The 26,314-nt window shown below is 61.1% G+C and carries 29 protein-coding genes; 11 read left to right on the forward strand and 18 right to left on the reverse strand.

The window, feature by feature from the left end; genetic code table 11:
- Positions 1-90: 90 nt before the first annotated feature.
- Positions 91-960, forward strand: coding sequence for a LysR family transcriptional regulator (locus tag JQ863_RS06750; protein WP_204113536.1), 870 nt, complete (start codon positions 91-93; stop codon positions 958-960).
- Here JQ863_RS06750 and deoD read toward each other — a convergent pair.
- The 3 genes from deoD to JQ863_RS06765 all read right to left on the reverse strand — a co-directional run bounded on the left by deoD (position 937) and on the right by JQ863_RS06765 (position 4,144).
- On the reverse strand, positions 937-1,644 hold the full coding sequence (deoD, locus tag JQ863_RS06755) for a purine-nucleoside phosphorylase (RefSeq protein WP_204113537.1): 708 nt from the start codon (positions 1,642-1,644) through the stop codon (positions 937-939). The genes JQ863_RS06750 and deoD overlap by 24 nt on opposite strands.
- A gap of 24 nt (positions 1,645-1,668) precedes the next feature.
- Complete coding sequence (locus JQ863_RS06760; RefSeq protein WP_204113538.1) at positions 1,669-1,992, reverse strand: H-NS histone family protein; 324 nt, start codon at positions 1,990-1,992, stop codon at positions 1,669-1,671.
- A gap of 157 nt (positions 1,993-2,149) precedes the next feature.
- The gene (locus JQ863_RS06765) at positions 2,150-4,144 is read right to left on the reverse strand and encodes a methylmalonyl-CoA mutase family protein (protein ID WP_338055530.1); all 1,995 of its coding nucleotides are present in this window, start codon (positions 4,142-4,144) and stop codon (positions 2,150-2,152) included.
- A 120-nt stretch (positions 4,145-4,264) separates the two neighbouring features.
- On the opposite strand from JQ863_RS06765, the gene JQ863_RS06770 reads away from it, so the two are divergent.
- From JQ863_RS06770 to JQ863_RS06800, 7 genes are all read left to right on the forward strand, one after another.
- Positions 4,265-5,623: a 1-acyl-sn-glycerol-3-phosphate acyltransferase gene (locus tag JQ863_RS06770; protein ID WP_204113540.1), complete on the forward strand. Its 1,359-nt coding sequence runs from the start codon at positions 4,265-4,267 to the stop codon at positions 5,621-5,623.
- 154 nt (positions 5,624-5,777) lie between these two features.
- Positions 5,778-7,064 (forward strand): crotonyl-CoA carboxylase/reductase, encoded by a 1,287-nt coding sequence (ccrA, locus tag JQ863_RS06775; RefSeq protein WP_204113541.1) that lies wholly within the window; start codon positions 5,778-5,780, stop codon positions 7,062-7,064.
- A 217-nt stretch (positions 7,065-7,281) separates the two neighbouring features.
- Complete coding sequence (locus JQ863_RS06780; protein WP_204113542.1) at positions 7,282-7,497, forward strand: hypothetical protein; 216 nt, start codon at positions 7,282-7,284, stop codon at positions 7,495-7,497.
- Entirely contained in the window at positions 7,442-8,155 is a 714-nt protein-coding gene (locus JQ863_RS06785) for a helix-turn-helix transcriptional regulator (protein ID WP_204113543.1), read from the forward strand. The genes JQ863_RS06780 and JQ863_RS06785 overlap by 56 nt, the downstream gene beginning before the upstream one ends.
- Before the next feature lie 100 nt (positions 8,156-8,255).
- Positions 8,256-8,909, forward strand: a complete 654-nt coding sequence (locus JQ863_RS06790) for an acyl-homoserine-lactone synthase (protein ID WP_204113544.1) — start codon at positions 8,256-8,258, stop codon at positions 8,907-8,909.
- Between the two features lie 41 nt (positions 8,910-8,950).
- Entirely contained in the window at positions 8,951-10,477 is a 1,527-nt protein-coding gene (locus tag JQ863_RS06795; protein WP_204113545.1) for an ATP-dependent DNA helicase, read from the forward strand.
- On the forward strand, positions 10,474-11,202 hold the full coding sequence (locus JQ863_RS06800) for an SDR family oxidoreductase (protein ID WP_204113546.1): 729 nt from the start codon (positions 10,474-10,476) through the stop codon (positions 11,200-11,202). Before JQ863_RS06795 ends, JQ863_RS06800 begins: the two co-directional genes overlap by 4 nt.
- 9 nt (positions 11,203-11,211) lie before the next feature.
- Here JQ863_RS06800 and JQ863_RS06805 read toward each other — a convergent pair whose 3' ends face one another.
- The 12 genes from JQ863_RS06805 to JQ863_RS06860 form a co-directional block, all read right to left on the reverse strand.
- A complete protein-coding gene (locus JQ863_RS06805) occupies positions 11,212-11,973 on the reverse strand; it encodes a TIGR02186 family protein (RefSeq protein WP_204113547.1) in 762 nt (253 codons plus the stop codon).
- A 1-nt stretch (position 11,974) separates the two neighbouring features.
- Positions 11,975-12,892 carry a sulfite exporter TauE/SafE family protein gene (locus JQ863_RS06810; RefSeq protein ID WP_204113548.1) on the reverse strand — a complete coding sequence of 306 codons (918 nt, stop codon included), beginning with the start codon at positions 12,890-12,892 and terminating at the stop codon, positions 11,975-11,977.
- 78 nt (positions 12,893-12,970) lie between these two features.
- Positions 12,971-13,936, reverse strand: a complete 966-nt coding sequence (locus JQ863_RS06815) for an ABC transporter permease (protein WP_204113549.1) — start codon at positions 13,934-13,936, stop codon at positions 12,971-12,973.
- Positions 13,936-15,030 (reverse strand): ABC transporter permease, encoded by a 1,095-nt coding sequence (locus JQ863_RS06820; protein ID WP_204113550.1) that lies wholly within the window; start codon positions 15,028-15,030, stop codon positions 13,936-13,938. Before JQ863_RS06820 ends, JQ863_RS06815 begins: the two co-directional genes overlap by 1 nt.
- Positions 15,027-16,625 (reverse strand): ABC transporter ATP-binding protein, encoded by a 1,599-nt coding sequence (locus JQ863_RS06825; protein WP_204115080.1) that lies wholly within the window; start codon positions 16,623-16,625, stop codon positions 15,027-15,029. The genes JQ863_RS06820 and JQ863_RS06825 overlap by 4 nt, the downstream gene beginning before the upstream one ends.
- 5 nt (positions 16,626-16,630) lie before the next feature.
- Positions 16,631-16,987, reverse strand: coding sequence for a molecular chaperone GroEL (locus tag JQ863_RS06830; RefSeq protein ID WP_204113551.1), 357 nt, complete (start codon positions 16,985-16,987; stop codon positions 16,631-16,633).
- A 94-nt stretch (positions 16,988-17,081) separates the two neighbouring features.
- Complete coding sequence (locus tag JQ863_RS06835; protein WP_204113552.1) at positions 17,082-18,086, reverse strand: BMP family lipoprotein; 1,005 nt, start codon at positions 18,084-18,086, stop codon at positions 17,082-17,084.
- Between the two features lie 160 nt (positions 18,087-18,246).
- Positions 18,247-18,660, reverse strand: coding sequence for a ribosomal protein S18-alanine N-acetyltransferase (gene rimI / locus JQ863_RS06840; protein WP_338055498.1), 414 nt, complete (start codon positions 18,658-18,660; stop codon positions 18,247-18,249).
- Positions 18,657-19,244: a tRNA (adenosine(37)-N6)-threonylcarbamoyltransferase complex dimerization subunit type 1 TsaB gene (tsaB, locus tag JQ863_RS06845; RefSeq protein ID WP_204113553.1), complete on the reverse strand. Its 588-nt coding sequence runs from the start codon at positions 19,242-19,244 to the stop codon at positions 18,657-18,659. The genes rimI and tsaB overlap by 4 nt, the downstream gene beginning before the upstream one ends.
- Complete coding sequence (locus tag JQ863_RS06850) at positions 19,234-19,797, reverse strand: NifU family protein (protein ID WP_204113554.1); 564 nt, start codon at positions 19,795-19,797, stop codon at positions 19,234-19,236. The genes tsaB and JQ863_RS06850 overlap by 11 nt, the downstream gene beginning before the upstream one ends.
- Before the next feature lie 99 nt (positions 19,798-19,896).
- Positions 19,897-20,352: a universal stress protein gene (locus JQ863_RS06855; protein ID WP_204113555.1), complete on the reverse strand. Its 456-nt coding sequence runs from the start codon at positions 20,350-20,352 to the stop codon at positions 19,897-19,899.
- A 72-nt stretch (positions 20,353-20,424) separates the two neighbouring features.
- Positions 20,425-21,288 (reverse strand): branched-chain amino acid aminotransferase, encoded by an 864-nt coding sequence (locus tag JQ863_RS06860; RefSeq protein WP_204113556.1) that lies wholly within the window; start codon positions 21,286-21,288, stop codon positions 20,425-20,427.
- Between the two features lie 266 nt (positions 21,289-21,554).
- On the opposite strand from JQ863_RS06860, the gene JQ863_RS06865 reads away from it, so the two are divergent.
- Both JQ863_RS06865 and JQ863_RS06870 read left to right on the forward strand, forming a co-directional pair.
- Positions 21,555-21,896, forward strand: coding sequence for a hypothetical protein (locus JQ863_RS06865; RefSeq protein WP_204113557.1), 342 nt, complete (start codon positions 21,555-21,557; stop codon positions 21,894-21,896).
- A 74-nt stretch (positions 21,897-21,970) separates the two neighbouring features.
- Positions 21,971-23,221 carry a PqqD family peptide modification chaperone gene (locus tag JQ863_RS06870; protein WP_204113558.1) on the forward strand — a complete coding sequence of 417 codons (1,251 nt, stop codon included), beginning with the start codon at positions 21,971-21,973 and terminating at the stop codon, positions 23,219-23,221.
- A gap of 19 nt (positions 23,222-23,240) precedes the next feature.
- Here the strand turns inward: JQ863_RS06870 and JQ863_RS06875 are convergent, their stop codons facing one another.
- Together JQ863_RS06875 and trpS are read right to left on the reverse strand one after the other, a co-directional pair.
- Positions 23,241-23,744 carry a VOC family protein gene (locus tag JQ863_RS06875; RefSeq protein WP_204113559.1) on the reverse strand — a complete coding sequence of 168 codons (504 nt, stop codon included), beginning with the start codon at positions 23,742-23,744 and terminating at the stop codon, positions 23,241-23,243.
- Positions 23,745-23,960: 216 nt separating this feature from the next.
- Positions 23,961-24,998 carry a tryptophan--tRNA ligase gene (gene trpS / locus JQ863_RS06880; protein WP_204113560.1) on the reverse strand — a complete coding sequence of 346 codons (1,038 nt, stop codon included), beginning with the start codon at positions 24,996-24,998 and terminating at the stop codon, positions 23,961-23,963.
- Between the two features lie 73 nt (positions 24,999-25,071).
- Between trpS and JQ863_RS06885 the strand changes: the two genes are divergently transcribed.
- Complete coding sequence (locus JQ863_RS06885) at positions 25,072-25,770, forward strand: rhomboid family intramembrane serine protease (RefSeq protein ID WP_204113561.1); 699 nt, start codon at positions 25,072-25,074, stop codon at positions 25,768-25,770.
- Positions 25,771-25,785: 15 nt separating this feature from the next.
- Here the strand turns inward: JQ863_RS06885 and JQ863_RS06890 are convergent, their stop codons facing one another.
- Positions 25,786-26,301, reverse strand: coding sequence for an HdeD family acid-resistance protein (locus JQ863_RS06890; protein ID WP_204113562.1), 516 nt, complete (start codon positions 26,299-26,301; stop codon positions 25,786-25,788).
- Between the last annotated feature and the right edge of the window lie 13 nt (positions 26,302-26,314).

Below are 26,314 nucleotides of genomic sequence, written 5' to 3' on the forward strand. Positions count from 1 at the left end.
GGCTGTTTGTCGATCCCACTGAAGCCGATTGCCGGGCTTGGCACAAACCAGAATTCATGTATTCTAGGCATAGAAAAACTAGGTCAATTTATGCCCGTCAAACCTCCCCGCCCCCCGTCGCCGCCCCTGACAGCGCTGCGTGCCTTTGAAGCCGCGGCGCGTCTGGGCGGGTTTACCCATGCCGCTGACGAGCTGTGCGTGACGCCGGGGGCGGTGGCGCAGCAGGTCAAGATCCTAGAAGCATGGGCGGGCGCGCCCTTGTTCCGCAGGCAACGGCAGGGGGTCGATCTGACGGAAGCGGGACGTCAATGCCTGCCCGATCTGACCCGCGCCTTCGATCAGATTGGAATGGCGGTGCGCAGCCTGCAGCAGGCCACGGCGCCAAACCGCGTGCAGGTTGCGGCCTTGCCTGCGGTTGCCCAGCTTTGGCTTTCGCCCCGGCTGCCTGCCATCCGCGCGGCCTGGCCGGATCTTGTTCTGTCGGTCACTGCGCTGGAGTCACCGCCGAACCTGTCGCGGGAACCGTTCGACCTGGCGCTGTTTTACAGCAACACCGGGCAGGTTCTTTCGCCGGACGTGATTTTCCCGGTCTGCACGCCTGAGCTTGCCAAGGGGCTGTGCACGCCCGCTGACCTGTTGTCTGTGCGATGCCTGTCGGATCTGGTCTGGAACAGGGATTGGGGGCTGTGGCTGGCCGAAGCCGGCCTGACAGACGCCGTTGTGCGCGGTCCTGTGCATTCGCTCTATGCGCTTGCGGTCGAGGATGCGTTGAGTGGGGCAGGGGTGCTGATGGCGCATGAGGCACTGGTTGCGGGTCACCTCTCGTCAGGTCGCCTTGTCGCGCCCTTTGCCACGCGGCTGACTTTACCCCAGAGCCTGCGCATGATCGGGCGCGAAGGGCCGCGCCCGAAGATGCTTGATCGACTGATGGCGGCCTTAGGCGGCGAAGGCGGCCTCTAGCGCGATTTCCACCATGTCTCCGAAGCTTTTTTCGCGGTCTTCAGACGGCAGCGCTTCGCCGGTCAGCAAGTGGTCCGACACCGTCAGTACAGCCAATGCCCGCACCGAATGACGGGCGGCAAGATTGTAAAGCTCGGCCGCTTCCATCTCGACCCCGAGGATGCCGTGGCGGGTCATCTGTTCGTTCAGGTCCGGGCGTTCGTCATAAAACACATCCGAGGAATAGATGCCGCCGACATGCGTCGGGGTGCCCTTTGCGATTGCCGCATCTGCGGCGGCGCGCAGCAGGCCGTAATCGGCACAGGGCGCAAAGTTGATTTCCTTGAAGATGCCGCGCGACGGTGTCGACAGGCTGGTTGCGGTCATGGCGATGATTACATCGCGCACTTTCACAGCATCCTGCATGCCGCCACATGATCCGATGCGGATAAGCGTTTTTGCGCCATAATCGCGGATCAACTCATTTGCATAAATCGACAAGGACGGCATTCCCATACCCGACCCGTGGATCGTCACCCGATTGCCTTTCCAGGTTCCGGTAAAGCCCAGCATTCCCCGCACCTGGTTAATACAGACTGGATTGTCCAGGAATGTTTCGGCTGCCCATTTCGCGCGGTAGGGGTCACCGGGAAGAAGAACAGTTTCTGCAATCTCGCCGGGTTTGGCGCCAATATGAACGGTCATGTCATCCTCGTCTGAAGTCTTTGCTCAGATCATCAGATCGTCGAGATCGGCGCCAGAGTCCAGAGCCGCCTTGATCCAATCCGGACGGCGTCCCCGGCCCGACCAAACCTGTTCGGGGGCTTTGGGGTTGCGGTATTTGGCAGCCGCCACGGATTTTGAGCGCGATTTGCCGGGTTTGCCTCCCCCGGCCACGTCAGCCAAAGTCAGCCCGAACTCGGCCACGGCCTTTTCAGCAGCCTTGCGAGCGGCTTCGATTTCACGGGTACGGACCGACTTCAGGGCTTTTTCGACGTCCTTTTGAAGTTTTTCCAATTCCGCGCTGTTCATGGAAGTCAGGTCAATATCCATTTTTCAAATCTCCCTTTCAGAGGTTAGTCGCTCAAAAGGTAGCATTGGGGTTAATGGAAAAAAGGTGTGATTTTGTGTCAGCCGAGACAGCTAGTAGGGAAAAAAGAAAAACGACCGGCGGGGCCGATCGTTTTCCAATTCCGCAAGTTTTTGCGAATTACTCTGCGGCAATCTCTTTCGGATCGGCCAGTGTCACGATATCGCGCATGATCGTATTCAATTCGAAATCTTTTGGCGTATAGACCCGCGCCACGCCCATTGCGCGCAGTCGCTGGGCATCGTCGTCCGGGATAATGCCGCCAACGATAACGGGGGTGTCGCCAAGCCCGGCGTTGCGCATCCGCGCCATCAGATCTTCGACCAATGGGATATGGCTGCCCGACAGGATCGACAGGCCAACAACGTGGGCCTCTTCTTCGATCGCCTTGGCGACGATCTCTTCCGGGGTCAGGCGAATGCCGTCATAGGTGATATCCATGCCGCAATCGCGCGCACGGAAGGCGATCTGCTCGGCTCCGTTCGAGTGGCCATCCAGACCCGGCTTGCCGATCACGAATTTCAGACGGCGTCCAAGCCGGTCGCTGACCGCATCCACGGCATCGCGGATATCGTCCAGCCCTTCGGTCTTGTTCGAAGGCGCGCCCGAGACGCCTGTCGGCCCGCGATACTCGCCATGGACAGAACGCATCTGAGCGGCCCACTCCCCGGTGGTGACGCCAGCGCGGGCGGCTGCGATTGAGGCGGGCATGACGTTTTCACCCGATTGTGCCGCTGCACGCAGGTCGGCAAGCGCCTTTTCGACGGCATTGGTGTCACGGTCGGCGCGCCATTCGTTCAGCCGCGCGATCTGTTCCTGTTCCACCGCAGGGTCAACCACCATGATACCGCCATCACCCGTCATCAGCGGTGAAGGCTCGCCCTGTTCATACTTGTTCACGCCCACGACCACGGTTTCACCCGCTTCGATGCGGTTCAGCCGTTCCGCGTTGGAATCCACAAGCCGCGATTTCATATAGTCGATGGCACCAATCGCGCCGCCCATGCTGTCGAGGTTGGCCAACTCGTGGCGCGCGCCTTGTTTCAGCTCTTCCACTTTCCGGTCTACGGCAGGGTTGCCGTCAAACAGGTCATCAAATTCAAGAAGGTCGGTCTCATAGGCCATGATCTGCTGCATCCGCATCGACCATTGCTGATCCCACGGGCGGGGCAGGCCAAGTGCCTCGTTCCACGCGGGAAGCTGCACCGCACGGGCGCGGGCCTTTTTCGACAGCGTCACGGCCAGCATCTCGATCAGGATGCGATAGACGTTGTTCTCTGGCTGCTGCTCGGTCAGACCAAGCGAGTTCACCTGAACCCCATAGCGGAAGCGGCGGAATTTCGGGTTGTCGACGCCATATCGGGTTTCCAGAATCTCGTCCCAGAGATCGACAAAAGCGCGCATCTTGCACATCTCGGTCACGAAACGGATGCCTGCGTTCACAAAGAACGAAATCCGCCCCGCCAGCGCCGGGAAATCCTCGGGCGCGACGCGCGGTTTCAGCGCGTCCAGAACCGCGATCGCGGTGGCCAGCGCGAATGCCAGTTCCTGTTCCGGCGTCGCGCCGGCCTCTTGCAGGTGATAGGAACACACGTTCATCGGGTTCCACTTGGGCACGTTGGTATAGCAATACTCGGCCACATCCGCGATCATCTTCAAGGACGGTTCCGGCGGGCAGATATAGGTGCCGCGGCTGAGGTATTCCTTGATCAGGTCGTTCTGCACCGTGCCCTGCAGCTTGGACACATCCGCGCCCTGTTCCTCGGCCACCGCGATGTAAAGCGCCAGAAGCCATGGCGCGGTCGCGTTGATCGTCATCGAGGTGTTCATCTGCTCAAGCGGGATCTCGTCGAACAGGGTGCGCATGTCGCCAAGGTGACAGACCGGAACGCCCACCTTGCCGACTTCGCCGCGCGACAGGACATGGTCACTGTCATAACCTGTCTGGGTCGGCAGGTCGAAGGCCACGGAAAGCCCGGTCTGCCCCTTGGCAAGGTTTGAACGGTAAAGCGCGTTCGACGCTTTTGCGGTCGAATGGCCGGCATAGGTGCGGATCAGCCACGGGCGGTCTTTCTGCGTCTGCGTCATGGGCGTCCCTCTTGTCTCGGTGTGAATCGGGTCAGCAATATTATTTCGCCAGACCGTAGTTGCGCGAAAGAATAAGATCAAGTCAATTCGCTGCGTTGCGGCATGGGGTCATTTACGTTGCCCATATTTGCTGCGACTGTGCAAGCCATGACAGCAACCGTAGAACTACCGCTCTGGCTCTTTGTTTTGATCCTGCTGTTTGCGGCGGTGACGGCGGCCAGCCACTTGTTGTTTCCCTCGGTGCGATGGTTCTTCCGCCGTCGGATGGAACGCGTGGTGGCCCGGCTGAACGAACGGCTGGAACGTCCGATCGAGCCGTTCAAACTGGCCCGCCGCCATGACATGATCCAGCGCCTTGTCTATGATCCTGAAGTTGCCCGCGCCATCCACGAATATGCGCAGGAAGAAGGCGTGCCCGAAGAAGTCGCGTTTCAGAGGGCCAAATCCTATGCGCGTGAAATCGTGCCTTCGTTCAGCGCCTCGGCCTATTTCGGTTTCGCGATCAAGCTGGCGCGTTTCCTCAGCCGCGCGCTTTACCGGGTGCGGCTGGGATATGTCGACGAAACCGCGCTGAACCATATCAACCGGGATGCGACCGTGGTTTTTGTCATGAACCACCGGTCGAACATGGATTACGTGCTTGTCACCTACCTGGCCGCCCAACGCTCGGCACTGGCTTATGCGGTGGGGGAATGGGCGCGGGTCTGGCCGCTCAGCCGGCTGATCAAGGCGATGGGGGCCTATTTCATCCGCCGCAAATCCCGCAACGCGCTTTATCGCAAGGTTCTTGCCCGCTATGTGCGGCTGGCGACCGATGGCGGCGTGACCCAGGCGATGTTTCCCGAAGGCGGGTTGTCGCTGGACGGGGCGCCGCAACCACCCAAGCATGGCCTGCTCAAATACATCACCGATGGCTGGGACCCGGCGGTGCGGGATGTGATCTTTATTCCCGTTGCGCTGAACTATGACCGGGTGCTTGAGGACCGTATCCTTATCAAGGCGAACGAAGGGGGCGGGCGGCGCTTCCATGCCCGGATCAGCGTCATCACGGGTTTCTTCATGAAACAGATGTGGCTGCGCTTGCGCGGTCGATACCACAAGTTCGGCTATGCCGGGGTCAGCTTTGGCGACCCTCTTTCGCTGACCGAATTTGCACGGAACAAAAGCGGCGACGTGACCGAACCCCTTGCAGAAGAACTGATGGCCCGCATCCGCGCGGTGGTGCCGGTAGTTCCCGTCGCCATGGTCGCCGCGATTCTCGAGGATGCCGACGGCCCGATCTCGCGCGCGGGGATCGAGGCTGCCTTTGCCACCTGGATCGTTCGGCTTGAGGGTACCCATATCCATCTGCCGCGCGATGATCTGGCCTATGCCTGCGAGGTCGGCCTGCGCATGCTGACCGAGCGCCGGATGATTCTGAAACAGGCGGGCAATTATCGGATCAATCCCGAGCAGGCCAGCGCCGTGGCGTTCTATGCCAATTCAATCCGGCATCTGCTGCGCTGATTTTGCGGGCGCAGCAGGACTTTCTGCAACCGCTCGGTCATAAAATTACAAAAAGTGACCAAATGATGTTGCATTGTTGCGTCGCCAATAATATCCCAGTGACCAGACACCGCGATTCTGCATTGCGGCGAAACATATGAGACAGGAGGCGAACATGGCTCTGGATACGAATGGCGGCATCGCCGAATACGACGCGCCCGAAAAAGACCTTTACGAGATCGGCGAAATGCCTCCCTTGGGCTATGTGCCCAAGAAGATGTACGCATGGGCGATCCGCCGTGACCGCCATGGCGAACCCGAGCAGTCGTTCCAGAAAGAGGTCGTCGACACCTGGGAGATCGATAGCCACGAGGTTCTGGTTCTCGTGATGGCCGCAGGCGTCAACTACAATGGCGTCTGGGCCGGCCTCGGCAAGCCGATCTCGCCGTTTGACGTGCATGGTCAGGATTATCACATCGCCGGTTCTGATGCTTCTGGCATCGTCTGGGCCGTGGGTGACAAAGTGAAGAACTGGAAAGTGGGCGACGAGGTCGTGATCCACTGCAACCAGGACGATGGCGACGACGAGGAATGTAACGGCGGCGATCCGATGTTCTCTCCCACCCAGCGGATCTGGGGCTATGAAACTGGCGATGGGTCGTTTGCCCAGTTCACCAAGGTTCAGGCGCAACAGCTGATGCCGCGCCCGCGTCACCTGACCTGGGAAGAGTCGGCCTGCTACACGCTGACGCTGGCCACCGCATACCGCATGCTGTTCGGCCACCATCCGCATGAACTGCGTCCCGGTCAGAACGTTCTGGTCTGGGGTGCCTCGGGCGGCCTTGGGTCCTATGCGATCCAGCTGGCCAACACCGCAGGCGCCAACGCGATCGGCGTGATCTCGGACGAGAGCAAGCGCCAGTTCGTGATGGATCAGGGCGCCAAGGGCGTCATCAACCGCAAGGACTTCAACTGCTGGGGCCAACTGCCCACGGTGAACAGCCCCGAGTATAATGAATGGCTGAAAGAGGCCCGCAAGTTCGGCAAGGCGATCTGGGACATCACCGGCAAGGGCGTGAGCGTCGACATGGTCTTCGAACATCCCGGCGAAGCGACCTTCCCGGTCTCGACGCTGGTGGTGAAGAAGGGCGGTATCGTGGTGATCTGCGCCGGAACCTCGGGGTTCAACTGCACCTTCGACGTGCGCTACATGTGGATGCACCAGAAACGTCTTCAGGGCTCGCACTTTGCGAACCTGAAACAGGCCGCCTCCGCCAACCGCCTGATGGTCGAGCGTCGTCTTGATCCCTGCATGTCCGAGGTCTTCGGCTGGGAAGAAATCCCGCAGGCGCATACCAAGATGCTGCGCAACGAACACAAGCCCGGCAACATGGCGGTGCTGGTTCAGGCGCCGAAAACCGGGCTGCGCACCTTCGAGGACGCGCTGGAAGCCGGGCGTTAATTCCCCGTCGGTCATTCCGACCACATGAAGGCCCCCGCGAATCGCTGTGATTCGCGGGGGCTTTTACGTTTGAGAAAGGGGATTTTGTGTATTCAGTGCCTTAGCTGCACCGCCCCCCGCTATTTTTGGGGAGTGGAAATCAGCGAATATCTTAACGGAAACGGTTCGTGCTATGCTTGTATTAACCTTTCATTAACCACTGAAAACGAGAGTTGTGATGAAATACGACTGGATACTCGACGTTCTGACAGACCTTCGTGACTTCTCACAAGCGAACGGTCTTGCGGCGCTGGCGGATCAACTGGACGATGCCCGGTTGGTTGCTGCGACCGAGGTCGCGTCGGCTTTGGAAGGGACGGGCGCATTGCCCGCTGGGGATGAAAACGCGACGCGAAACGATATTGGAGCAGCTGGAGTGCGCGCAAACGCCTGACGCAATGCAGGCAGTAATCGAGGCCCTTCGCGACCACTTTCGCGTTGATCATCTTGTCTACCACTGGGTCGATTCCGCTGGCGACCAATATGGATGCGGCACCTATTCGGACGACTGGCGCGACCGTTACATCGAACAGAATTACGTCCGGCTCGATCCGGTGATTATCGGCTGTTACAGCCGGTTTCACCCTGTCGACTGGAAGCGTCTGGACTGGTCCGGCAAGGCGGTGCGCGCGTTTCAGGCCGAAGCGATCGAATACGGGGTTGGCAACCAGGGGTACTCAATCCCGATCCGCGGGCCGAACGGCCAGTTCGCCCTGTTCACGGCCAGCCATAATTGCGACGATCAGGCCTGGACTGTGTTCATTGAAAAGAACCGCCGCGACCTTTTGCTGATTGCGCATGAATTCAATCGTAAGGCGCTTGAGTTCGAACCCGACCGCGCCCCCGAAGTGGCACGTCAATTGTCGCCACGAGAGATCGACGCGATGACCTTGCTTGCGATGGGGTACAACCGCGCCCAGGTCGCCGACTCCCTGTCGATTTCGGAACATACGCTGCGGGTCTATATCGAAAGCGCGCGGGCCAAACTGGGGGCAATGAACACAACCCATGCGGTAGCACGGGCGCTCAGCCGGGGCCTGATCGTGGTGTGATCGAAGGGGGCAAAGGTTAACGCCGCGCCCAGCCCCGGTAACACAATCCCAACCATGTCTGCCTACACCCTTGCCGTTCCGATTTGGCAAGGAGGGCGACATGCTTCGGTACCTTTATGGCGATGAACTGGAAAGCCATCCGGTCCTGTCCCGCACAATGTTTGAGGACCGGGCCTGGCAATTCCGAACCCGGCAGGGATGGGATGTCGAGGTGGATGAAACGGGTCAGGAGCGCGACCAATATGACGCGATGAACCCGCTTTATGTCATTTGGGAGCGTCCCGACGGCCGGCATGGCGGCTCGATGCGGCTGATGCCTACCACCGGACCTTGCATGGTGAACGAGCATTTCAGCCACCTGATGGACGGGCAGCCGATCCAAAGCCCTCTGATCTGGGAATGCACCCGGTTCTGCCTGGCGCCTGCAGCGGCGACAACGCCATCAGGGGGCGCGGCGCAAGTTGCGGCGGCGCTGATGCTCGCGGGGGGCGAGGTCATGCAGGGGTTCGGGGTTGAACATTTCATCGGCGTATTTGATGCGCGTATGACTCGCATCTATCGCATGATCGGCGCGTCCCCCGAGGTTCTGGGCGCCAGCGGGCAGGGTCGCGACCGGATCAGTGTGGGGCTTTGGGCTTTCTCGCCGTCTGCGCGCCGGCGCGTGGCGCAAAGCGCGGGCCTGTCACCGGCCTTGTCGCGGCACTGGTTCCAGCGGGCTTTTGGAGCTGGGCACGCGGCGCGGCATGTTGCCTAGAGGCGCTGGCGCTTCCCACGGTGCGGCTGTAGGGTCGCGCCATGGATACGACCGCGCTCACACTTTCCCACGATCAGGCCGAGGCCTATGACCGGATCACCGAGATCCTCAAGGGCGTTGGCGTCGATCTGGACGAGGGGCTTCTGAACCCGCCGCGCGAAGGCAAGGAAAGTGTCGCTGCCGTGATTGGCAAGGCCGGATCGGGCAAGACTTTGCTTCTGGCCGAACTGGTGAAGGCACTGAACGGGGCCGGGGTCGACATCGTGTCGGGCGATTACGAGGGGCGCAAACGCAAGGACCGGCGCACGCTGGCGGTGCTGGCGCCGACGAACAAGGCGGCCTTTGTCCTTCGGATGCGCGGTGTGCCCGCGACCACGATCCACCGCATCATCTATACGCCGGTCTACGACCCGGAATATGAAAAGATCGCCGAATGGCTGGTCGGAAACGGTGAAAAACCCGAGATCGAGGGCCTGACCGACGAGGCGCTGGAACGCGCCCGCCTGTTTTATCAGGCGCAGAAATCTGTACCCGGTGCGCTGGCTGCGGCGGGTCTGCGCGGGTCGGATTTCATCACCGGCTGGAAGCGGCGCGATGACCCGCTGGACATCGGCTTTGTCGACGAAAGCTCGATGCTGGACAACAAGCAGTTCGAGGACCTGAAGGAAATCTTCCCGACCTTGCTGCTGTTCGGCGACCCGGCGCAGCTTGCCCCGGTGAACCAGTCCGGCGCGATGGTCTTTGACACTCTGCCGGAGCCCGCAAAGCTGGAGCTGCACCGCATTCACCGGCAGGATGCCGACAACCCGATCCTCGATCTGGCCCATGCGCTGGCCGACCCGGCGCTTGAATTTCACCATTTCGAACAGTTGGTTGAGGAAACCGCCAAAAAGGACGACCGCGTCGTCCTTGGCCAGCGGGTCGAGGTTGACCTGATGGCGCGCTCCCCGGTTCTGGTCTGGCGCAATGCCACGCGCATCCGGCTGATCAACGCGTTCCGCGCTGTGCATGGGGCGCCCGAGGACATGCTGATCGAGGGCGAGCCGCTGATCTGCGACGGCATCGAATTGCCCTTGAAACACCGCAAGAAACGACTGGACCTTGAAGCGCGAGGCCTGATCAAGGGCGCGCAGGTGATCTATCTTGGACCGGGCCGCAAGCCGGGGTTCTCGCGCCTGAACGTGATCGGGGCCGAGGATCCGCAGGTTTCCGCCGCCTCGATTGTGAAGATCGAGAAACCGGACGAGGAAGAACCGTTCATCCCCTTTGCCGCGCGCATGGGGGCGACCTTCCTGCACGGCGCGGCGGTGACGATCCACAAGGCGCAGGGGTCGCAATGGGATGAGGTGCAGGTCTTTGCACCGGACCTGTTTGTGGCCGCCCGCATGGGCCGGGTCGAGGCCGGGCAACCGTTGTGGAAACGGCTGGCCTATGTCGCCATCACCCGGGCGCAGGAACGCCTGCACTGGGTCGTGCGCAACCGCCTGTCGCGCCCGTCCGGGCCGCTGCGGGTCGATGATCTGAGAGCGGCCCCGACGCCGCTGAGACTTGAGGGAGAAGAGACATGAATACCATCCTGATCACCGGCGCCAGCAGCGGCATCGGCAAGGCCACTGCCGAAACATTCCTTGATGCCGGGTGGCGGGTCGGGCTGGTCGCGCGGCGGGCCGCGCCGCTGGACGAGATGGCCGCCAAGTATGAAAACGCCATCGCCCTGCCCGGGGACGTGACCGACCCGGATGCGATGGAGGCCGTGTTCCGGGACTTTGTCGCACAGGCTGGCCGGTTGGATGTGTTGTTCAACAATGCCGGGATGTTCGGGCAGGGCGGCACCATCGACACGATCCCGGTCTCCGCCTTTGACGAGGTGGTCGCGGTCAACCTGCGCGGCATGTTCATCTGCGCGCGGCTGGCCTTCCAGCATATGCGCGTGCAGGAACCGCAAGGGGGGCGTATCATCAACAACGGATCGATCTCGGCGCATGTCCCGCGTGAGGCGTCGGTTTGCTACACCACGACGAAACACGCCATTACCGGCCTGACCCGAAGCTTGTCTCTGGATGGGCGGCCATTCGACATCGCCTGCGGACAGATCGACATCGGCAATGCCGCGACCGAGATGGTTGCCGCGCAGGCGGCGCGACTGGCGGCGGAAGGCAAGCCCGCACAGGCCACGATGGACGTCGGCCACGCCGCGCAATCGGTTCTGCACATGGCCGAATTGCCGCTTGCGGCCAATGTCCAGTTCATGACGGTGATGGCAACCAAGATGCCCTATATCGGGCGCGGTTGACGCAGCGCGTCAGCCCTGACGCAGAAGGCGGAAGGCAGCCGAGGCGCCCCAGCCGGCGGCAATGGCGATGGCCAGCGACAGGATGCCATAGGCCAGCGGCATTTCCCGCGAGAGGTTGAACAGCCAGCGTTCCAGCCCAACCTTGCGCACGTCGATCTTGGTCTCGAAATGCGACACGACCTCGCCACCACGGGTCAGGAAGATGCGCGTCGGGTAAACCCCTTCGGTCAGGTTAGACGGCATGTCGATCGAGGTGCGGAACAAGGTTTGCTGGTCGACCTGCACCGCGCCCTCCAGCGTCTGGTAGAGATTGGCATTCTCGCGGATACGGATCACCGCCTGGGTGAAGTCCTGTGCGTTCTGAACTTCCATCGGCGCGCCAACCATGCGGATCGCCTGCGGGACGGTGATATTGTGCCTCAGGTCTTCGACATTGGTCAGAACGTCACCCAGCGGGGCCGAGGTTGCCACCGCGTAAAAGCTGGGCGCGTGGTCGATCTCGACCGCGTCGGTATTGACCCAGATGCCGAATTTCTTTTCCTTGCGGCGCACTGTCAGCGGCTTTTGCGGGCCCGACACGGTGATGACGACTTCCAGAGGGTCGCCTTTCGGGATCGGGGATTCGCGTTTTACGGCTCCGAAAATCAGGATATCCGACCCGTCGAAATCCGCCGTAATCGCAACCTGGTCGCGGCTCAGGCCCAGAACGACCTCTTCCGCCATCGCGGGAAACGCCAGGATCGAGGCAAGGACAACTGCGATCAGCCGCATCTCAGTGCCCCCCCGCATCGCCAATCGAATAGAGTTCCGACGGCTGCAACAACAAGTCCAGTGCCAGCTTGCCACAGACCACCAGCACCATCAGCGCCAGGAGGATGCGCAACTGTTCCGCCTTAAGCCGGGTGCCGATGCGGGTACCGATCTGCGCGCCGACGACGCCGCCGATCAGCAACAGCACCGCCAGCGCCATGTCCACGGTATAGTTCGTGGTTGCATGCAGCAGGGTGGTGAAGCCGGTCACGAAAATGATCTGGAACAGCGACGTGCCGACCACGACCTTGGTCGGCATGCCGAGTAGATAGATCATCGCGGGGACCATGATGAACCCGCCGCCAACCCCCATGATGGCCGCGAGTACGCCGACGCAAAGCCCGACCAGCAGGGGCGGAATGACCGAGATGTAAAGCCCCGACACCCGGAACCGCATCTTGAATGGCAATCCGTGGATCCAGTTGTGGTTCTTGCGCTTGCGCACGGGGCCGTTCTTTTTCTGGCGCCGGATCGCATTCAGGCTTTCGATGAACATCAGCCCGCCGATCACGCCAAGAAAGACCACGTAGCAAAGCCGCACAAGCAGGTCCACCTGGCCCATGGACTTCAGGTAGTTGAACAGCAACACGCCCAACGCGGCCCCGACAAGGCCCCCAACCAAAAGGACGGTGCCCATTTTCAGGTCCACCGTCCTCCGCTTGAGATGTGCAAGCACGCCCGAGAAGGACGAGGCCACGATCTGGTTGGCTTCTGTCGCCACGGCGACTGCGGGTGGAATGCCGATGAAGAACAACAGGGGCGTCATCAGAAAGCCGCCGCCAACCCCGAACATGCCCGAAAGTATCCCGACCATGCCGCCCAATCCCAGAAGCAGGAAGGCATTCACGGAAACTTCGGCAATAGGGAGGTATATTTGCATGTTATCTGTTAGCGTGAACGCTACAGAATTTGCAACCTGCCAGCGCCGTGAAAAACGCTGGCAGGCGTCATTTTTTCGTCAGCGCTCTTTGACGTATGGCTCACCGCCGGCACGGGGCGGGATGGCCCGGCCGACAAAACCTGCCAGGATGACCACGGTCAGGATATAGGGCAGGGCATCCATGACCTGGACGGGAATCACGAAACTGCCAAGGTCGATGTTCTGATAGCGCAACGCCACGGCCTGCAAGAGACCGAACAGCAAACAGGCCGATAGCGCGTACCATGGCCGCCACTTGGCAAAGATCAGCGCCGCCAGCGCGATAAAGCCGCGACCGGCAGTCATGTCCTTGACGAACCCGGCCTGAAGCGCGGTGGCAAGATAGGCACCCGCGATGCCGCACAGCACGCCGCAGATCAGAACCGCCGCATAGCGCAGTGCGACTACCGAAACCCCGGCTGTGTCCACGGCGGCCGGGTTCTCGCCCACCGCGCGCAGGCGCAGGCCGAAACGGGTGCGATAAAGCAGCCACCACGTCCCCGGCACCATCAGGAAGGCGAGGTAGACAAGGATCGAATGGCCCGAGATCAGCTCGTGATAGATCGGGCCAAGGATCGGCACGTTTTGCAGGGTTTCCGCCAGCGGCAAGGTGATCGGATCGAACCGCGCGGCGCCCGTCAGGGAGGGCGTGCGGCCGCCTTGGGCAAACCAGCTTTGCGCCACAAGGACGGTCATCCCGGCGGCCAGGAAGTTGATTGCCACACCCGAGATCAACTGATTGCCCCGGAAGGTGATCGAGGCCAGCCCGTGCAGGATGCTAAGGACCACAGACGCCCCGATCCCCGCCAGCAGCCCCAGCCAGACCGAACCGGACATATAGGCCACCGCCGCCGAGAAAAAGGCGGCGGCCAGCATCTTGCCCTCAAGCCCGATGTCGAAAATCCCGGCGCGTTCCGAGTAAAGTCCGGCAAGACAGGCCAGCAACAGCGGCGTTGCCAGGCGGACGGTCGAGTCGAGGACCTGGAGAAGGGTCATGAAGTCCATCACGCGTCTCCTTTCCGCATCGACAGGAACAGCTTTTCAAGCGGCATCCGCACCATATTGTCCAATGCGCCCGTGAACAGGATCACCAGCGCCTGGATCACCACGATCAATTCGCGCGGGATATTGGTCCACAAGGCCAGTTCCGCTCCGCCCTGATAGAGGAACCCAAACAGGATCGCGGCAAGGAAGACCCCAAATGGGTGGTTGCGTCCCATCAGCGCCACCGCGATGCCGATGAACCCGGCCCCTTCCGTCGAGTTCAGGACAAGCCGCTCGCTTTCGCCCATGGTGGTGTTGACCGACATCAGCCCGGCCAGCGCGCCCGAGATCAGCATCGCGATGATGGTGATGCGGACGGGCGAGATACCGGCATATTTCGCCCCGCTTTCTGAAAAGCCGAAGGCGCGGATTTCATATCCCAGCCTTGTGCGCCAGATCAGGTACCAGACCAGCACGCAGGCGGCCAGGGCGATGAAGAAGGTCACGTTGGCCGGGGCGCCACGGAACATGATGTTGTCCGCGGTTGAGAACATGTCGCGGAACGACGGCAGGTGTGTCGCTTCCGGGAAGGTCGCCGTTGCCGGGTCCATCGAGCGCGGCGGGCGCAGGACGTTGACCAGCATATAGTTCAGAAGCGCGGCCGCGATAAAGTTGAACATGATCGTGGTGATCACGATGTGGCTGCCCCGTTTGGCCTGCAGATAGGCCGGGATCAAGGCCCAGAGTGCGCCAAAGACGGCGGCCCCGACCGACGCCCCGATCAGCGCCAGAGACCAGTGCGGCCACGGGATGAACAGGCAGACATAAGCGACGCCAAGCCCGGCAAACATCGCCTGGCCCTCGCCACCGATGTTGAAGATACGGGCATGGAAGGCGACCGCCACGGCCAGCCCGGTGAACATGAAGTTGGTGGCATAATAGAGGGTATACCCCCATCCGGCCGAGCGCATCAGCGCCCCGTCCACCATCAGCTTGAACGCCGCCCAGGGGTTTTCACCGATGGCAAGGATCACCAGCGCCGACAGGATCGCAGCCAGCAAAAGCGAGATCAGCGGGATCAGGACCACGTCGGCCCATTGTGGCATCTTGTTCATCGCGTGCCCTCCCGTTCTTCTTCCTGCAGCGCGAATTGCTGGTCGACCACCTTCTCAAGCGACGCGTCCGGGGTCTGGACAACACCGGCCATCAAAAGGCCCAGTTCCTTTTCGTCGGTCTGGTCGGGCATGCGTTCTCCCATGATCTGGCCGTCGAACATCACGGCAATGCGGTCGCTGAGCGACAGGATTTCATCCAGTTCCACGCTGACCAGAAGGATCGCCTTGCCCTGATCGCGCAGGTTGACGATCTGTTGGTGAATGAACTCGATCGCGCCGATATCGACACCCCGTGTCGGCTGACCGATCAGCAAGAGGTCGGGGTTGCGCTCGATCTCGCGGGCCAGAACGATCTTCTGCTGGTTGCCGCCGGAAAAGTTCTTGGCCGCCAGCTTCGGATGTGGGGGACGGACGTCGAAACGGTCCATCTTTGCCTGTGCTTCTTCCTGGATGGCGGCATTGTCCATCAGGAATCCCTTCTGGATCGCCGGGTCGCGGTGATAGCCGAATACGGTGTTTTCCCACGCGGAATAGTCCATGATCAGGCCCTCGCGCTGGCGGTCCTCGGGAACATGGGCGATCCCTGCTGCGCGGCGCGACTGACCATGGGCGCCCTTGCCCGTCAGGGGCAGTTCGGTGCCGTTCATGCGGATTGTCCCGGTGGCATCACAGATGCCGCCCAGAACCTCAAGCAGTTCCGACTGCCCGTTGCCTGCAACCCCGGCAATGCCAAGGATTTCGCCCGCCCGCACCGAAAGACCGATGCCTTTCAGACGTTCGACGCCTTTTTCGTCGATGACCTGAAGGTTCTCGACCTCAAGCACCACGTCGCCAGGGGTGGCGGGTTTCTTGTCGACCCGCAACAGAACCTTGCGGCCCACCATCAGTTCGGCCAGTTCTTCGGGGCTGGTTTGAGATGTCTTCACCGTCGCGGTCATCTCGCCCCGGCGCATCACACTGACAGTGTCGGTGATATCCATGATCTCGCGCAGCTTGTGGGTGATCAGGATGATGGTTTTGCCCTCTTCCTTGAGGCGGGCAAGGATGCGGAACAGCTGATCCGCCTCGGCGGGCGTCAGAACGCCTGTCGGCTCATCCAGGATCAGGATGTCGGCCTGACGATAGAGCGCCTTCAGGATCTCGACGCGCTGCTGGTGGCCGACCGAGAGGTTCTCGATCAGCGTGTCGGGATCGACATTCAGCCCGTATTCCTCGGCCAGGTGCTGCAATTCCTTGCGCGCCTTGGCGATTGAGGGACGCAACAGCGCGCCATCCTCGGCGCCCAGGATGATGTTTTCCAGTACGGTGAAATTCTCGACCAGCTTGAAATGCTGGAACACCATGCCGATACCGGCGGCAATCGCGGCCTGGCTGTCGGGGATCTGGGTGTGTTGGCCCTTGATCCAGATCTCGCCCTTGTCGGCCTTGTAGAAGCCGTAAAGGATCGACATCAGCGTCGATTTCCCCGCGCCGTTCTCGCCGATGATGCCGTGGATCGTACCCGGCTGGACCGAGATCGAGATGTCCTTGTTGGCCTGCACCGGGCCAAAGGCTTTGGAAATGCCCTTGAGCTGGATCGCCGGGGCCGTGGTCATTGTCGTCATGTTGGCGTCCCCATTCCGGCAAACCCGACGAGGTGGCTTAAGCAGCCGGTTCCGTCAAGCTGGATGACATATTGGCCATGCTGTTTCTGGCCGTCGGCCATTTCGAACGCGACCGTCGCGCGGTGATAGTCGCCGGTTGTGGTGACGTCCGTGACCCTGGCGGTCGCGCCGGGGGCATATTGGGTATACATGCCGACGTAGGCGACAAGATCGTCGACCTTGGTCATCGGGGTTTCGGTACGCGGGTCGAGATAAAAGAACGTCCCCGAAAGACAGGCCCTGATCGCATTTGCGCGGGCCTCGGCGTCCGGTTCGCCCCAGGCGGCGAAGAAGTTTTCGATGGATTGTGTCATGGGCACTCCCTTTGCCGGGGCTTCGGGGGGGTGTGAAGCAGAAGGGCCGTGCCGCAATGGCACGGCCCCCTGGCATTATGCGCTGCGGGCCGACTTAGAAGTCGTGGGCCGGGCAGCTGTCGTTTTCATAATAGGCAACCACGTTGATGTCGCCCGAGATGATCTTGGCGCGTGCGTCTTCCACGGCGGCTTTCATCTCGTCCGTAACCAGCGATGCGTTGTTTTCGTCCATCGCGACGCCAACGCCGTCCTCGGCCAGGCCAAGGATGGTGAAGCCACCGGTTTCAAGGTCGGCACCGGCCTTCATCGAGTTGTAGACGGCGACGTCAACGCGTTTCAGCATCGAAGTCAGGACCTTGCCCGGGTGCAGGTGGTTCTGGTTGCTGTCCACGCCGATCGACAGGATGCCCTCGTCAGCCGCGGTTTGCAGAACACCTACGCCGGTGCCGCCTGCGGCCGCATAGATCACGTCCGCGCCTTGCGCGATCTGCGCCTTGGTCAGTTCCGAACCCTTCACCGGGTCGTTCCACGCGGTCGGGGTGGTGCCGGTCATGTTGGCAACGATCTTGATATCGGGGTTCACCGCCTTGGCGCCCTGGGCATAGCCACAGCCAAAGTGACGGATCAGCGGAATGTCCATGCCGCCGATAAAGCCGACGGTGCCGGTTTTCGATGCCATCGCCGCCATCATGCCAACCAGATACGAACCCTGGTGTTCCTGAAAGCCGATCAGTTGCACGTTGGCAGGCACTTCGGGCATCCAGCCGTCGATGTTGACGAACTTGGTGTCGGGATAGTCGCCTGCAACGGCCTCGACCGGGGTTGCAAAGGCAAAGCCGGTGGTGATCACCGGGTTGGCGCCAGCCTCGGCAAAGCGGCGCAGCGCCTGTTCACGCTGGGCTTCGGACTGCAGTTCAATCTCAAGGAACTTGCCGCCGGTTTCCTCGGCCCAACGCTGGGCACCGTTGAAAGCGGCTTCGTTGAAGGATTTGTCGAACTTGCCGCCAAGGTCGAAAATCAGGGCCGGTTCCGCCAGTGCGGCGCCAGCAGACAGGGCAACGCCTGCGGCGGCCCCAAGAAATTTTTGCATCAGGGTCATGTACATCTCCCAAGTGTTGACCGGGCCGGTCGTTTGCCTTGCCAGCCCGTTGAAAATTTCAGATCACAACTGATCATCTGCAAGTAAGGCCGTGTTGGGGCAGGGTGGTCAACCGATTCTTGACCATGTGGCCAAGATTCCGCGTGAAATCGGGCTGACCTCAGGTCAATTTTTGCACCATGATGAATGCGTTAACCGATTTGCCGCCGGAACGGGCATAATATCCCTTGCGTGTCGCGGTGGTCTGGAGCCCTGCCGCGCGATAAAGGGCAAGCGCGGGGGTGTTGTCCTCGGCCACCTCCAGAAACACCGTGTCGGCCCCGTTTTGTCGCGCGGCGGTAAGGAAATCCTCTAGTATGCGGCGACCAAGTCCCATTCCCTGTTCCGCGGGATCGACGGCGATGGTCAGAAGTTCGGCCTCACCCGCAATGGCGCGGCCTATCGCAAAGCCGTGGTTGTCCGTCGAGGCGAATACATGTGGTGATGCCAGAAGCTCGGCAAACTCGGTCTTGGACCACGGCCGCGACTGGGTGAAAGCGGCGGCGTGGATCGTGGCCATCCTGTCCGGCGTCACGGCAGGATCACCGGGGCCGGATCGCGCGGGGGGGCGGCATCGGCGGGTTTGACATAAAGCGGCGCAGGCCGGGGGTGCGCGGCTCCGATCCGCGTCGCCGCGATGCGGGCGATGTTTTTCGCCAATTGCGCCGGGGCAGGGGGAAAGCACATCGGCAGGTTGAAGTCGCCGTCGGCGGCCACCAGGCGCGGTTCGTCGTCGCCGGGCCCAAGCGCATAGACCTGGTCACGCGGGGCGGGGACGGCGGCGATATGGGGGCTGTCGTCGCCGTAAGACAGCGCCTCGAATGTCGAGACACCAATCGCGTCGATGCCAAGCGACAGCGCAAGCCCGCGCGCGGTCGAGACCGCGATGCGGATGCCGGTGAAGTTTCCCGGCCCGATGCCGACCCCTATGGCGTCAAGGTCATCGACCGTTTTGCCGGCCTCTGACAGCACCTCTTGCAGAAGCGGAACAAGGTGTTCGGCCTGTCCTCTCTTCATTTCTATGGCACGGACTGCAAGAACCTTGTCGCCGCATAGCAAAGCGGCCGCGCAATGCGCGGCCGATGTGTCAAATCCCAGAACCAGTGGTTCAGACGGCAACGGGGCGCACCTCGGTCACTTCGGGGATGTAATGGCGCAGCAGGTTCTCGATACCCATTTTCAGCGTCAGCGTCGACGACGGGCAGCCGGCGCAGGCACCCTGCATGTGCAGATAGACCACGCCGCGGTCAAACCCGTGGAAAGTGATGTCGCCGCCATCCTGCGCCACGGCGGGACGCACGCGGGTGTCCAGCAATTCCTTGATCTGGCCAACGATCTCGCCATCCTCGCCGTGGTGTTCGGCATGACCCGAGGGCGCGCTTGCCTCGCCCGCCATGACAGGCTGGCCGGACTGGAAATGTTCCATGATCGCGCCGAGGATCGCGGGCTTGATATGGTCCCACTCGACCCCGTCCGCCTTGGTCACGGTCACGAAATCGGTGCCAAAGAATACACCCGCAACACCGTTCACCGCAAAGATGCGCGTCGCCAGCGGTGAATTCGCTGCCCCGTCCGCCGTCGGGAAATCGGCGGTGCCCGCCTCAAGCACGGTCTGGCCCGGCAGGAATTTCAGGGTGGCTGGGTTCGGGGTGGATTCGGTTTGGATAAACATTTGCAGACCTTTCCTGTCAGGAATTGGATATGCGCCCCGCAGCGCCCAGTGTCAAGGTTTAGACTGATTCTAAACTGGGCGCAAAAGGACGCAGAGGCGTCATGTGATCGCTTCCAGCCGTTCCTTCGACATGTCGCCCGGCACGATGGTGAACGGGATCGGCAGATTGCCCGAGGCACGGGTCATTTGCGTCACAAGCGGGCCGGGGCCTTTCTTGTCCGTGCCCGCGCCCAGCACCAGAACGCCGATGTCGGGGTCTTCCTTCACATGGGCCAGGATCTCGGTCACGGCCTCACCTTCACGGATCACAAGTTCCGGCTCGATCCCCTGGCGGTCGCGCATCCACTTGGCGAAGACCTCGAAATGGACCTCGATCCGTTCGCGTGCCTCTTCGCGCATGATGTCGCCGACGCCGATCCAGTGGTTGAACTCGTCCGGCGGGATCACCGACAGGATGGTCACCCCGCCGCCAGTCTTGGCGGCGCGCATGGCGGCGAACCGCATGGCGTTCAGGCATTCTCGGCTGTCATCCAATACGACGAGGAACTTGCGCATGGTTTTCTTTCTCCCTGCCGGGATCATGCCGTGTGGGGCGCGATCTGGCAATTATGCAATTGGTGGACGCGCTCAGGCGCCGGAATGGGCCCAGTCCCAATACATGTCGCGCACGCGGCGGGTCACGGGGCCGACCTGGTATTGCCTGTCGTCAAACGCCTTGACCGCTGTAACCTTGTTCATGTTGCCGGACATGAACACCTCATCCGCGGTCTCGAAATCCTCGAAGCTCAGGATGGTCTCGTGCACCTTGATGCCGTCGGCCTTCATGTTGGTGATGTGACGGGCACGCGTGATCCCAGCCAGAAAAGTGCCGTTGGGGATCGGGGTAAAGACCTCTCCATCCCGGACCATGAAGATATTGGCGGTGGCGGTTTCCGCGACATTGCCCATGGCGTCGGCCACCAGCGCATTGTTGAATCCCTTTTTGCGCGCCTCGACCAGCATCCGCGCGTTATTGGGGTAAAGGCAGCCCGCCTTGGCGTTCACAACCGCATCCTCCAGCACCGGGCGGCGGAACCGTGTGCGGGTCAGTGACACCGCCGTTTCCGGCGGCGCCATCGGGATCGCTTCCAGACAGATCGCGAACCCGGTTGCGTCGTCATCCGGCACGATGGCAGTCGCGTCTCCATTGATGCCCCAGTACATCGGGCGGATATAGACCGCTTCGTCAGGCGCATAGGCGTCCAGCCCCTCGCGCACGATCTCGACCATATCTTCCGACGATACCGTCGGGGTCAGCATCAAGGCTTCGGCAGACCGGTTCACCCGCGCGCAATGCGATGCAAGGTCGGGGGCAACGCCGTCGACAAAACGCGCGCCGTCAAAGACACCGCTGCCCAGCCACGCGCCATGATCCGCCGCCCGCATGATCGGGGTATCCCCGTCGTGCCAGGTTCCGTCGAAATAGGTGCGGATATGGGTGCCTGTGGCCATGAATTATTCCTCTTGCTCACTTTGGCGGGATGCTAGTGTTCAACGCGTGGCGGGTCCATCCCAAAACCATCACTTAGGTTTTCCAAAGGCTCGGCGGGTGCAGGAGGCGCGCGCTCAGGAACAGGCGGTAAGTTGCCGACTGAAAGGCCGCGCATCGGATGATGTCCCAAAAAAGACAAATTCGTAGTATTGAATGCTTGAGGCGTGGACGAGAACTGGCTGCTCTGAACATGGATTGGCTGGTAAAGATCTGGAGGAGAAATGACATGAGCAAGAAAACCAAGGACGTGGATCGCCGCAAATTCCTGGCGAAGCTTGGTTTGAGCGCGACCGCGATTTATACCGTGCCAGCTTTCACGACATTGAGCATGGCGCGCGCTTCTGGCGGTTCGGGTGGCTCGGGCGGTGGTTCCGGAGGGGCCGGTGGCTCGGGCAGCGGCGGTTCCGCAGGTTCACCGGGTTCGGCACCGTCGGTTTCGTCGGGAGGTTCAGAACCTTCCGCCGGTTCAGAACCTACTGCAGGTTCGGAGGGCTCGGTGGCTTCCCTTGTTTCCGAGGCGTCTGACGGCGCATCGGAGGCAGAAGAGCTGTTGCTGCCCACACGCTGAAAACACCAAAAAAAGATTTCCCTGGCATGGCGCCCTGAAACGATGCCGGGGAAATGCTGTCGGCAAGGTGGCTTATGGCAAGACCTGAGTTCGTTCGGTTCCAGAGTACCGATGGCCCCGTTGCATTCCATGACACGGCTCAGGTCGTAGAACTGTTGCCAGAGGTCTTTCCTCATTGGCCTTTTTATCACGAAAAGCAGACAACCGAACGACCGTGCCTTGAGGTGTCGCGGAAGGAGGGCAAATTCCTGATTGCTTCTCCGACGATGGACAGGCCCAAGGTTGCGTCCAATACTCTGAACGCAGCCTGCACCTTGCTTGCGGAACTGGCATGGGCACGCATTCGTCATGAACCTGACCTCTTGTGCTTTCACGGCGCGGCCATCGAGTTTGATGGCGCACTCGCTCTGTTCCCCAACAAGCGCAGGGCGGGAAAAAGCACGCTGACTGCCTGCCTTTCGGCAAAAGGCCACAGAGTTTTTACAGACGATTACCTGCCGCTGCGTTCCGACCACGAGGGTCGGATGGCAGGCGTGGCAAATGGTGCCCAGCCAAGACTGCGACTGCCGATCCCGGAAGATTTCTCGTCCCGGCTGAAGCAATGGCTTGCACAGCACAAGGGACCAAGCAACCGGCAATACCAGTATCTGAACCTGGACACCGCACAACTTGCCCGTCACGGTGAAAGCCTGCCGGTCGCATCAATTGTATTGTTGGACCGAACCGAGCAGGCAACCTCACCCCGTCTTGAACCCGTCGAAACGCCGGAAGTGCTTCGACGTCTGATTTTTCAAAACTTTTCTCGCAGCATGAACCCCGCGCGGATTTTGGCAATGATCTGCGAACTGGCGGAGAGTGCCAACTGCCTTTGCCTGACCTATTCAAATGCAGAAGAAGCCGCTGAATACCTGACGTGTAAAGGTACTGCGCTGGGGAAGGAAAAGAAGTTGCAGAAAAAGCATCGCAGCCTGCCAGAGGCGAAAGAGGCTGTGTTCGCCGTCAAGAAAACCAGGTTGCAAGACACGGCCTATGTTCAGAACCCGTCGGTCTTCCTCAGGAGGTATGGCGATGATGTTTTCCTGGCGACACCTGATGGCCCCGGTATGCACCATTTTGACGGCGTCACAAACGGTATCTGGGGTCTTCTATCCGAACCGGTCACTCAAGAAGACGTCTGCCAAGTCCTGTCGGCTGCGTTTCCGGACGAGCCGCGCGATCAGATTGCTCAAGCTGTCCGGAAAACCATGCAGTCCATGGCGAACTACCGGCTGATCTCTCCGTTGGATGACGGTTCATCCGACAAGGGTAGCCAAGCCATGACATGAGATCGACCGAGGGGTTCGATCAAGCCGACAAACTCTCTTGCGAAGCTTCAGCAAGAAGCGCCTGAAGGTCCAATGGCGTGTTGACCATCTTCAGAGAGCCGTCAGCAGCGCGCGGCCATTCCGCCTGCGGGCGGTCGCGGTAGATCTCGATCCCGTTGCCGTCAGGGTCGCGGAAATAGATCGCCTCGCTCACGCCATGATCCGCCGCGCCGTCGATCTCGACCCCGGCCATCACCACCGAGGCAAAGACCCGCGCCAGCGCCGCGCGGTCGGGATAGAGAAAGGCGACATGGTAAAGCCCGGTATGACCCGGCGCGGGCGGGGTGCCGCCCCGGCTTTCCCATGTGTTCAGCCCCAGGTGATGATGATATCCGCCCGCCGACAGGAAGGCGGCGGCATTTCCGTATTTCTGCTGCAGTTCGAAGCCCATCACGTCGGAATAGAAGGCAATCGAATGATCGAGGTCAGAGACCTTGAGGTGAATATGGCCGACGCGTGTGTCGGGATGTGTCTTGAAGCTCATGTTGCGCACTCCTTTTTGAAGTTACCTTCAAGATAGGAGATGCCGGTTTGTTCGAAAACTATCGGATTTCGAACTGATGTTGTTCAAATTCGAACAAGCACTCCCGCGCCCGTGCCTTGCATCAAAGATGCAATTCCCGGCCTTGGGCGTGGCCCGGCGCCGAAGCGCCGGGCGATTGGGTATTTGGGACCAGCAAAAAGCTGGAGTGCGCGCGAGTCAGGCGCCAACCATGCCGACGATCTGATAGGTCTTTTGCAGGATCGGCGCCGCGATGTCGCGGGCGCGCGTCGCACCCTGATCGAGGATCGCGTCGATCTCGGCGGTATCCTGCATCAGCCGGGCCATCTCGGTCGAGATCGGGGCAAGCTTGGCAACGGCCAGATCCGACAGCATCGGCTTGAACTCCGAGAATTGCTTGCCGCCGACATCGCGCAGCACCGCGTCGACATCCATATCCGCAAGCGCCGCGTAGATGTTGACCAGGTTGCGCGCCTCGGGACGGTCCTCAAGCCCTTTTGCCTCGGACGGCAGCGCCTCGGGGTCGGTCTTGGCCTTGCGGATCTTCTTGGCAATCGTGTCGGCGTCATCGGTCATGTTGATGCGGCTGGCGTCGGAAGGGTCGGATTTCGACATTTTCTTCGATCCGTCGCGCAGAGACATGACACGGGTGGCGGCACCTTCGATCACCGGTTCGGTGACCGGGAAGAACTCGGTCCCGTAATCGTGGTTGAACTTGATCGCGATGTCGCGGGTCAGCTCAAGATGCTGTTTCTGATCCTCGCCCACCGGCACATGGGTGGCGTGGTAGACCAGGATGTCGGCGGCCATCAGTGCGGGGTAGGCAAACAGGCCAAGCGACGCGTTCTGGGCGTTCTTGCCGGCCTTGTCCTTGAACTGGGTCATGCGCTGCATCCAGCCCATGCGGGCGACGCAGTTGAAGATCCACGCCAGTTGCGCATGTTCCGGCACGCGCGACTGGTTGAACAGGATCGACTTGGCCGGGTCGATCCCGGCGGCGATGAAGCCCGCGCACAATTCGCGCGTGGCATGGCGCAGCTTGTCGGGGTCCTGCCAGACGGTGATCGCATGCAGGTCGACCATGCAATAGACGGTTTCAAAGGAACCTTCTTCCTGCATGTCGACAAAGCGCTTCATCGCGCCAAGGTAGTTGCCCAGCGTCAACCCGCCCGAGGGTTGGATGCCCGAGAAGACGCGCGGGGTGAACTGGGAGGACGTTTGGACCGCCTCGGTCATGGGAGTTCTCCGTCTGGATTTATGGGTCGGCTTGCCTTACCCATGCCCCCAACCAAGGTCAAGGAGAGCAGCAATGGACCACGAGCAGACCGAACCGGGGCATGAAAGCCCGTTCAACCCGGTGCCGCCCGTGGTTGTGGCGCTATTCCTTGTGATCATCGGTATCGAGATGATCTTTGTGCTTGGCACCAAGGGCATGGTGGGCGGGCCATCGGCAGTGGGCTGGCGGCTGGCGGCATTGCAGAAATACGCCTTTGCGCCGGATATCCTGGACTGGATGATGCAGACCGGAAACTGGCCTTTTGAGCATGTTCAGCGTTTTGTGACCTACTTGTTCGTGCATGGGAATTTCACCCACGCGCTGTTTGCCGGTGCCATGATCCTGGCCATCGGCAAGATGGTGGGCGAGGCGTTCTCGGCGCTTGCCACCATCTGCTTCTTTCTCTGTGCCGGTATCGGCGGCGCCTTTGCCTATACGCTGATCCTGGACAATCCGACGCCGCTCATCGGCGCGTTTCCCGGGGTGTATGGGCTGATCGGGGCCTTCACATTCGTTCTGTGGACGCGGCTTGGCGAGATGGGCGAGAACCAGGCGCGGGCGTTTTCGCTGATCGGCGTTCTGATTGTCGTGCAGCTGTTGTTCGGGGTGATCTTTGGCGGCAACGGCGACTGGGTCGCCGACGTTGCCGGGTTTGTTGTCGGCTTCTTCATGTCCTTCGTGCTGGTGCCGGGCGGATGGGCCAAGATCAGGGCACGCATCCGCCACGACTGACAGGCATGGCCGCGGTCAGGCCTCGATCTGTTTGCGGGCAAAGGCCAGGGCGACAAGGGCCGCGCCGTTGGACAGGAGTTCGACCGCCAGCAGAAGACCAAGGGTGACAACAGCCGAAGACGGCATGTTCGACAGGACCATAAAGCCGAGGATGGCCGATACGACACCCGACAAGAGCAGCGCCCATTTCAGCGGTGATGGCAGCTGGAAGGACAGGATGACCTTGGCCACGCCCGAAGCCAGGAACATGACACCCGCCACAATGGTCAGCGCCACGATGCCCTGAAGCGGATGCGCCACCAGCGACACGCCGAGGACAAGGGTGATGAGACCCAGAAGCAGGGCCCAGATGCGCCCGCCCCAGCCTTCTTCGCGGAACGCCTCCCAGACCTGCAGAATGCCAATAACGACGAAGGACCAGCCTGCGATCAGATTGGCGGTCAGCGAAGCGGCAAAGGGATTAAACAGGGCCAGGAAGCCTGCGACAATCGACAGAATTCCCAGCAGCAAAAGGATCAACCAGTTTTTCATTTTCGAAATTTCC

This window comes from Shimia biformata, assembly GCF_016888515.1.
GTDB lineage: Bacteria > Pseudomonadota > Alphaproteobacteria > Rhodobacterales > Rhodobacteraceae > Shimia_A > Shimia_A biformata.

What these genes read in the sequence shown, in the direction of transcription:
- JQ863_RS06750 (WP_204113536.1), top strand. Translation starts at nt 91, where the DNA reads ATGCCCGTCAAACCTCCCCGCCCCCCGTCGCCGCCCCTGACAGCGCTG.
- deoD (WP_204113537.1), bottom strand. Translation starts at nt 1,644, where the DNA reads ATGACCGTTCATATTGGCGCCAAACCCGGCGAGATTGCAGAAACTGTT.
- JQ863_RS06760 (WP_204113538.1), bottom strand. Translation starts at nt 1,992, where the DNA reads ATGGATATTGACCTGACTTCCATGAACAGCGCGGAATTGGAAAAACTT.
- JQ863_RS06770 (WP_204113540.1), top strand. Translation starts at nt 4,265, where the DNA reads ATGACAGCAACCGTAGAACTACCGCTCTGGCTCTTTGTTTTGATCCTG.
- ccrA (WP_204113541.1), top strand. Translation starts at nt 5,778, where the DNA reads ATGGCTCTGGATACGAATGGCGGCATCGCCGAATACGACGCGCCCGAA.
- JQ863_RS06780 (WP_204113542.1), top strand. Translation starts at nt 7,282, where the DNA reads ATGAAATACGACTGGATACTCGACGTTCTGACAGACCTTCGTGACTTC.
- JQ863_RS06785 (WP_204113543.1), top strand. Translation starts at nt 7,442, where the DNA reads ATGAAAACGCGACGCGAAACGATATTGGAGCAGCTGGAGTGCGCGCAA.
- JQ863_RS06790 (WP_204113544.1), top strand. Translation starts at nt 8,256, where the DNA reads ATGCTTCGGTACCTTTATGGCGATGAACTGGAAAGCCATCCGGTCCTG.
- JQ863_RS06795 (WP_204113545.1), top strand. Translation starts at nt 8,951, where the DNA reads ATGGATACGACCGCGCTCACACTTTCCCACGATCAGGCCGAGGCCTAT.
- JQ863_RS06800 (WP_204113546.1), top strand. Translation starts at nt 10,474, where the DNA reads ATGAATACCATCCTGATCACCGGCGCCAGCAGCGGCATCGGCAAGGCC.
- JQ863_RS06805 (WP_204113547.1), bottom strand. Translation starts at nt 11,973, where the DNA reads ATGCGGCTGATCGCAGTTGTCCTTGCCTCGATCCTGGCGTTTCCCGCG.
- JQ863_RS06810 (WP_204113548.1), bottom strand. Translation starts at nt 12,892, where the DNA reads ATGCAAATATACCTCCCTATTGCCGAAGTTTCCGTGAATGCCTTCCTG.
- JQ863_RS06815 (WP_204113549.1), bottom strand. Translation starts at nt 13,936, where the DNA reads ATGGACTTCATGACCCTTCTCCAGGTCCTCGACTCGACCGTCCGCCTG.
- JQ863_RS06820 (WP_204113550.1), bottom strand. Translation starts at nt 15,030, where the DNA reads ATGAACAAGATGCCACAATGGGCCGACGTGGTCCTGATCCCGCTGATC.
- JQ863_RS06825 (WP_204115080.1), bottom strand. Translation starts at nt 16,625, where the DNA reads ATGACCACGGCCCCGGCGATCCAGCTCAAGGGCATTTCCAAAGCCTTT.
- JQ863_RS06830 (WP_204113551.1), bottom strand. Translation starts at nt 16,987, where the DNA reads ATGACACAATCCATCGAAAACTTCTTCGCCGCCTGGGGCGAACCGGAC.
- JQ863_RS06835 (WP_204113552.1), bottom strand. Translation starts at nt 18,086, where the DNA reads ATGACCCTGATGCAAAAATTTCTTGGGGCCGCCGCAGGCGTTGCCCTG.
- JQ863_RS06850 (WP_204113554.1), bottom strand. Translation starts at nt 19,797, where the DNA reads ATGTTTATCCAAACCGAATCCACCCCGAACCCAGCCACCCTGAAATTC.
- JQ863_RS06855 (WP_204113555.1), bottom strand. Translation starts at nt 20,352, where the DNA reads ATGCGCAAGTTCCTCGTCGTATTGGATGACAGCCGAGAATGCCTGAAC.
- JQ863_RS06860 (WP_204113556.1), bottom strand. Translation starts at nt 21,288, where the DNA reads ATGGCCACAGGCACCCATATCCGCACCTATTTCGACGGAACCTGGCAC.
- JQ863_RS06865 (WP_204113557.1), top strand. Translation starts at nt 21,555, where the DNA reads ATGAGCAAGAAAACCAAGGACGTGGATCGCCGCAAATTCCTGGCGAAG.
- JQ863_RS06870 (WP_204113558.1), top strand. Translation starts at nt 21,971, where the DNA reads ATGGCAAGACCTGAGTTCGTTCGGTTCCAGAGTACCGATGGCCCCGTT.
- JQ863_RS06875 (WP_204113559.1), bottom strand. Translation starts at nt 23,744, where the DNA reads ATGAGCTTCAAGACACATCCCGACACACGCGTCGGCCATATTCACCTC.
- trpS (WP_204113560.1), bottom strand. Translation starts at nt 24,998, where the DNA reads ATGACCGAGGCGGTCCAAACGTCCTCCCAGTTCACCCCGCGCGTCTTC.
- JQ863_RS06885 (WP_204113561.1), top strand. Translation starts at nt 25,072, where the DNA reads ATGGACCACGAGCAGACCGAACCGGGGCATGAAAGCCCGTTCAACCCG.
- JQ863_RS06890 (WP_204113562.1), bottom strand. Translation starts at nt 26,301, where the DNA reads ATGAAAAACTGGTTGATCCTTTTGCTGCTGGGAATTCTGTCGATTGTC.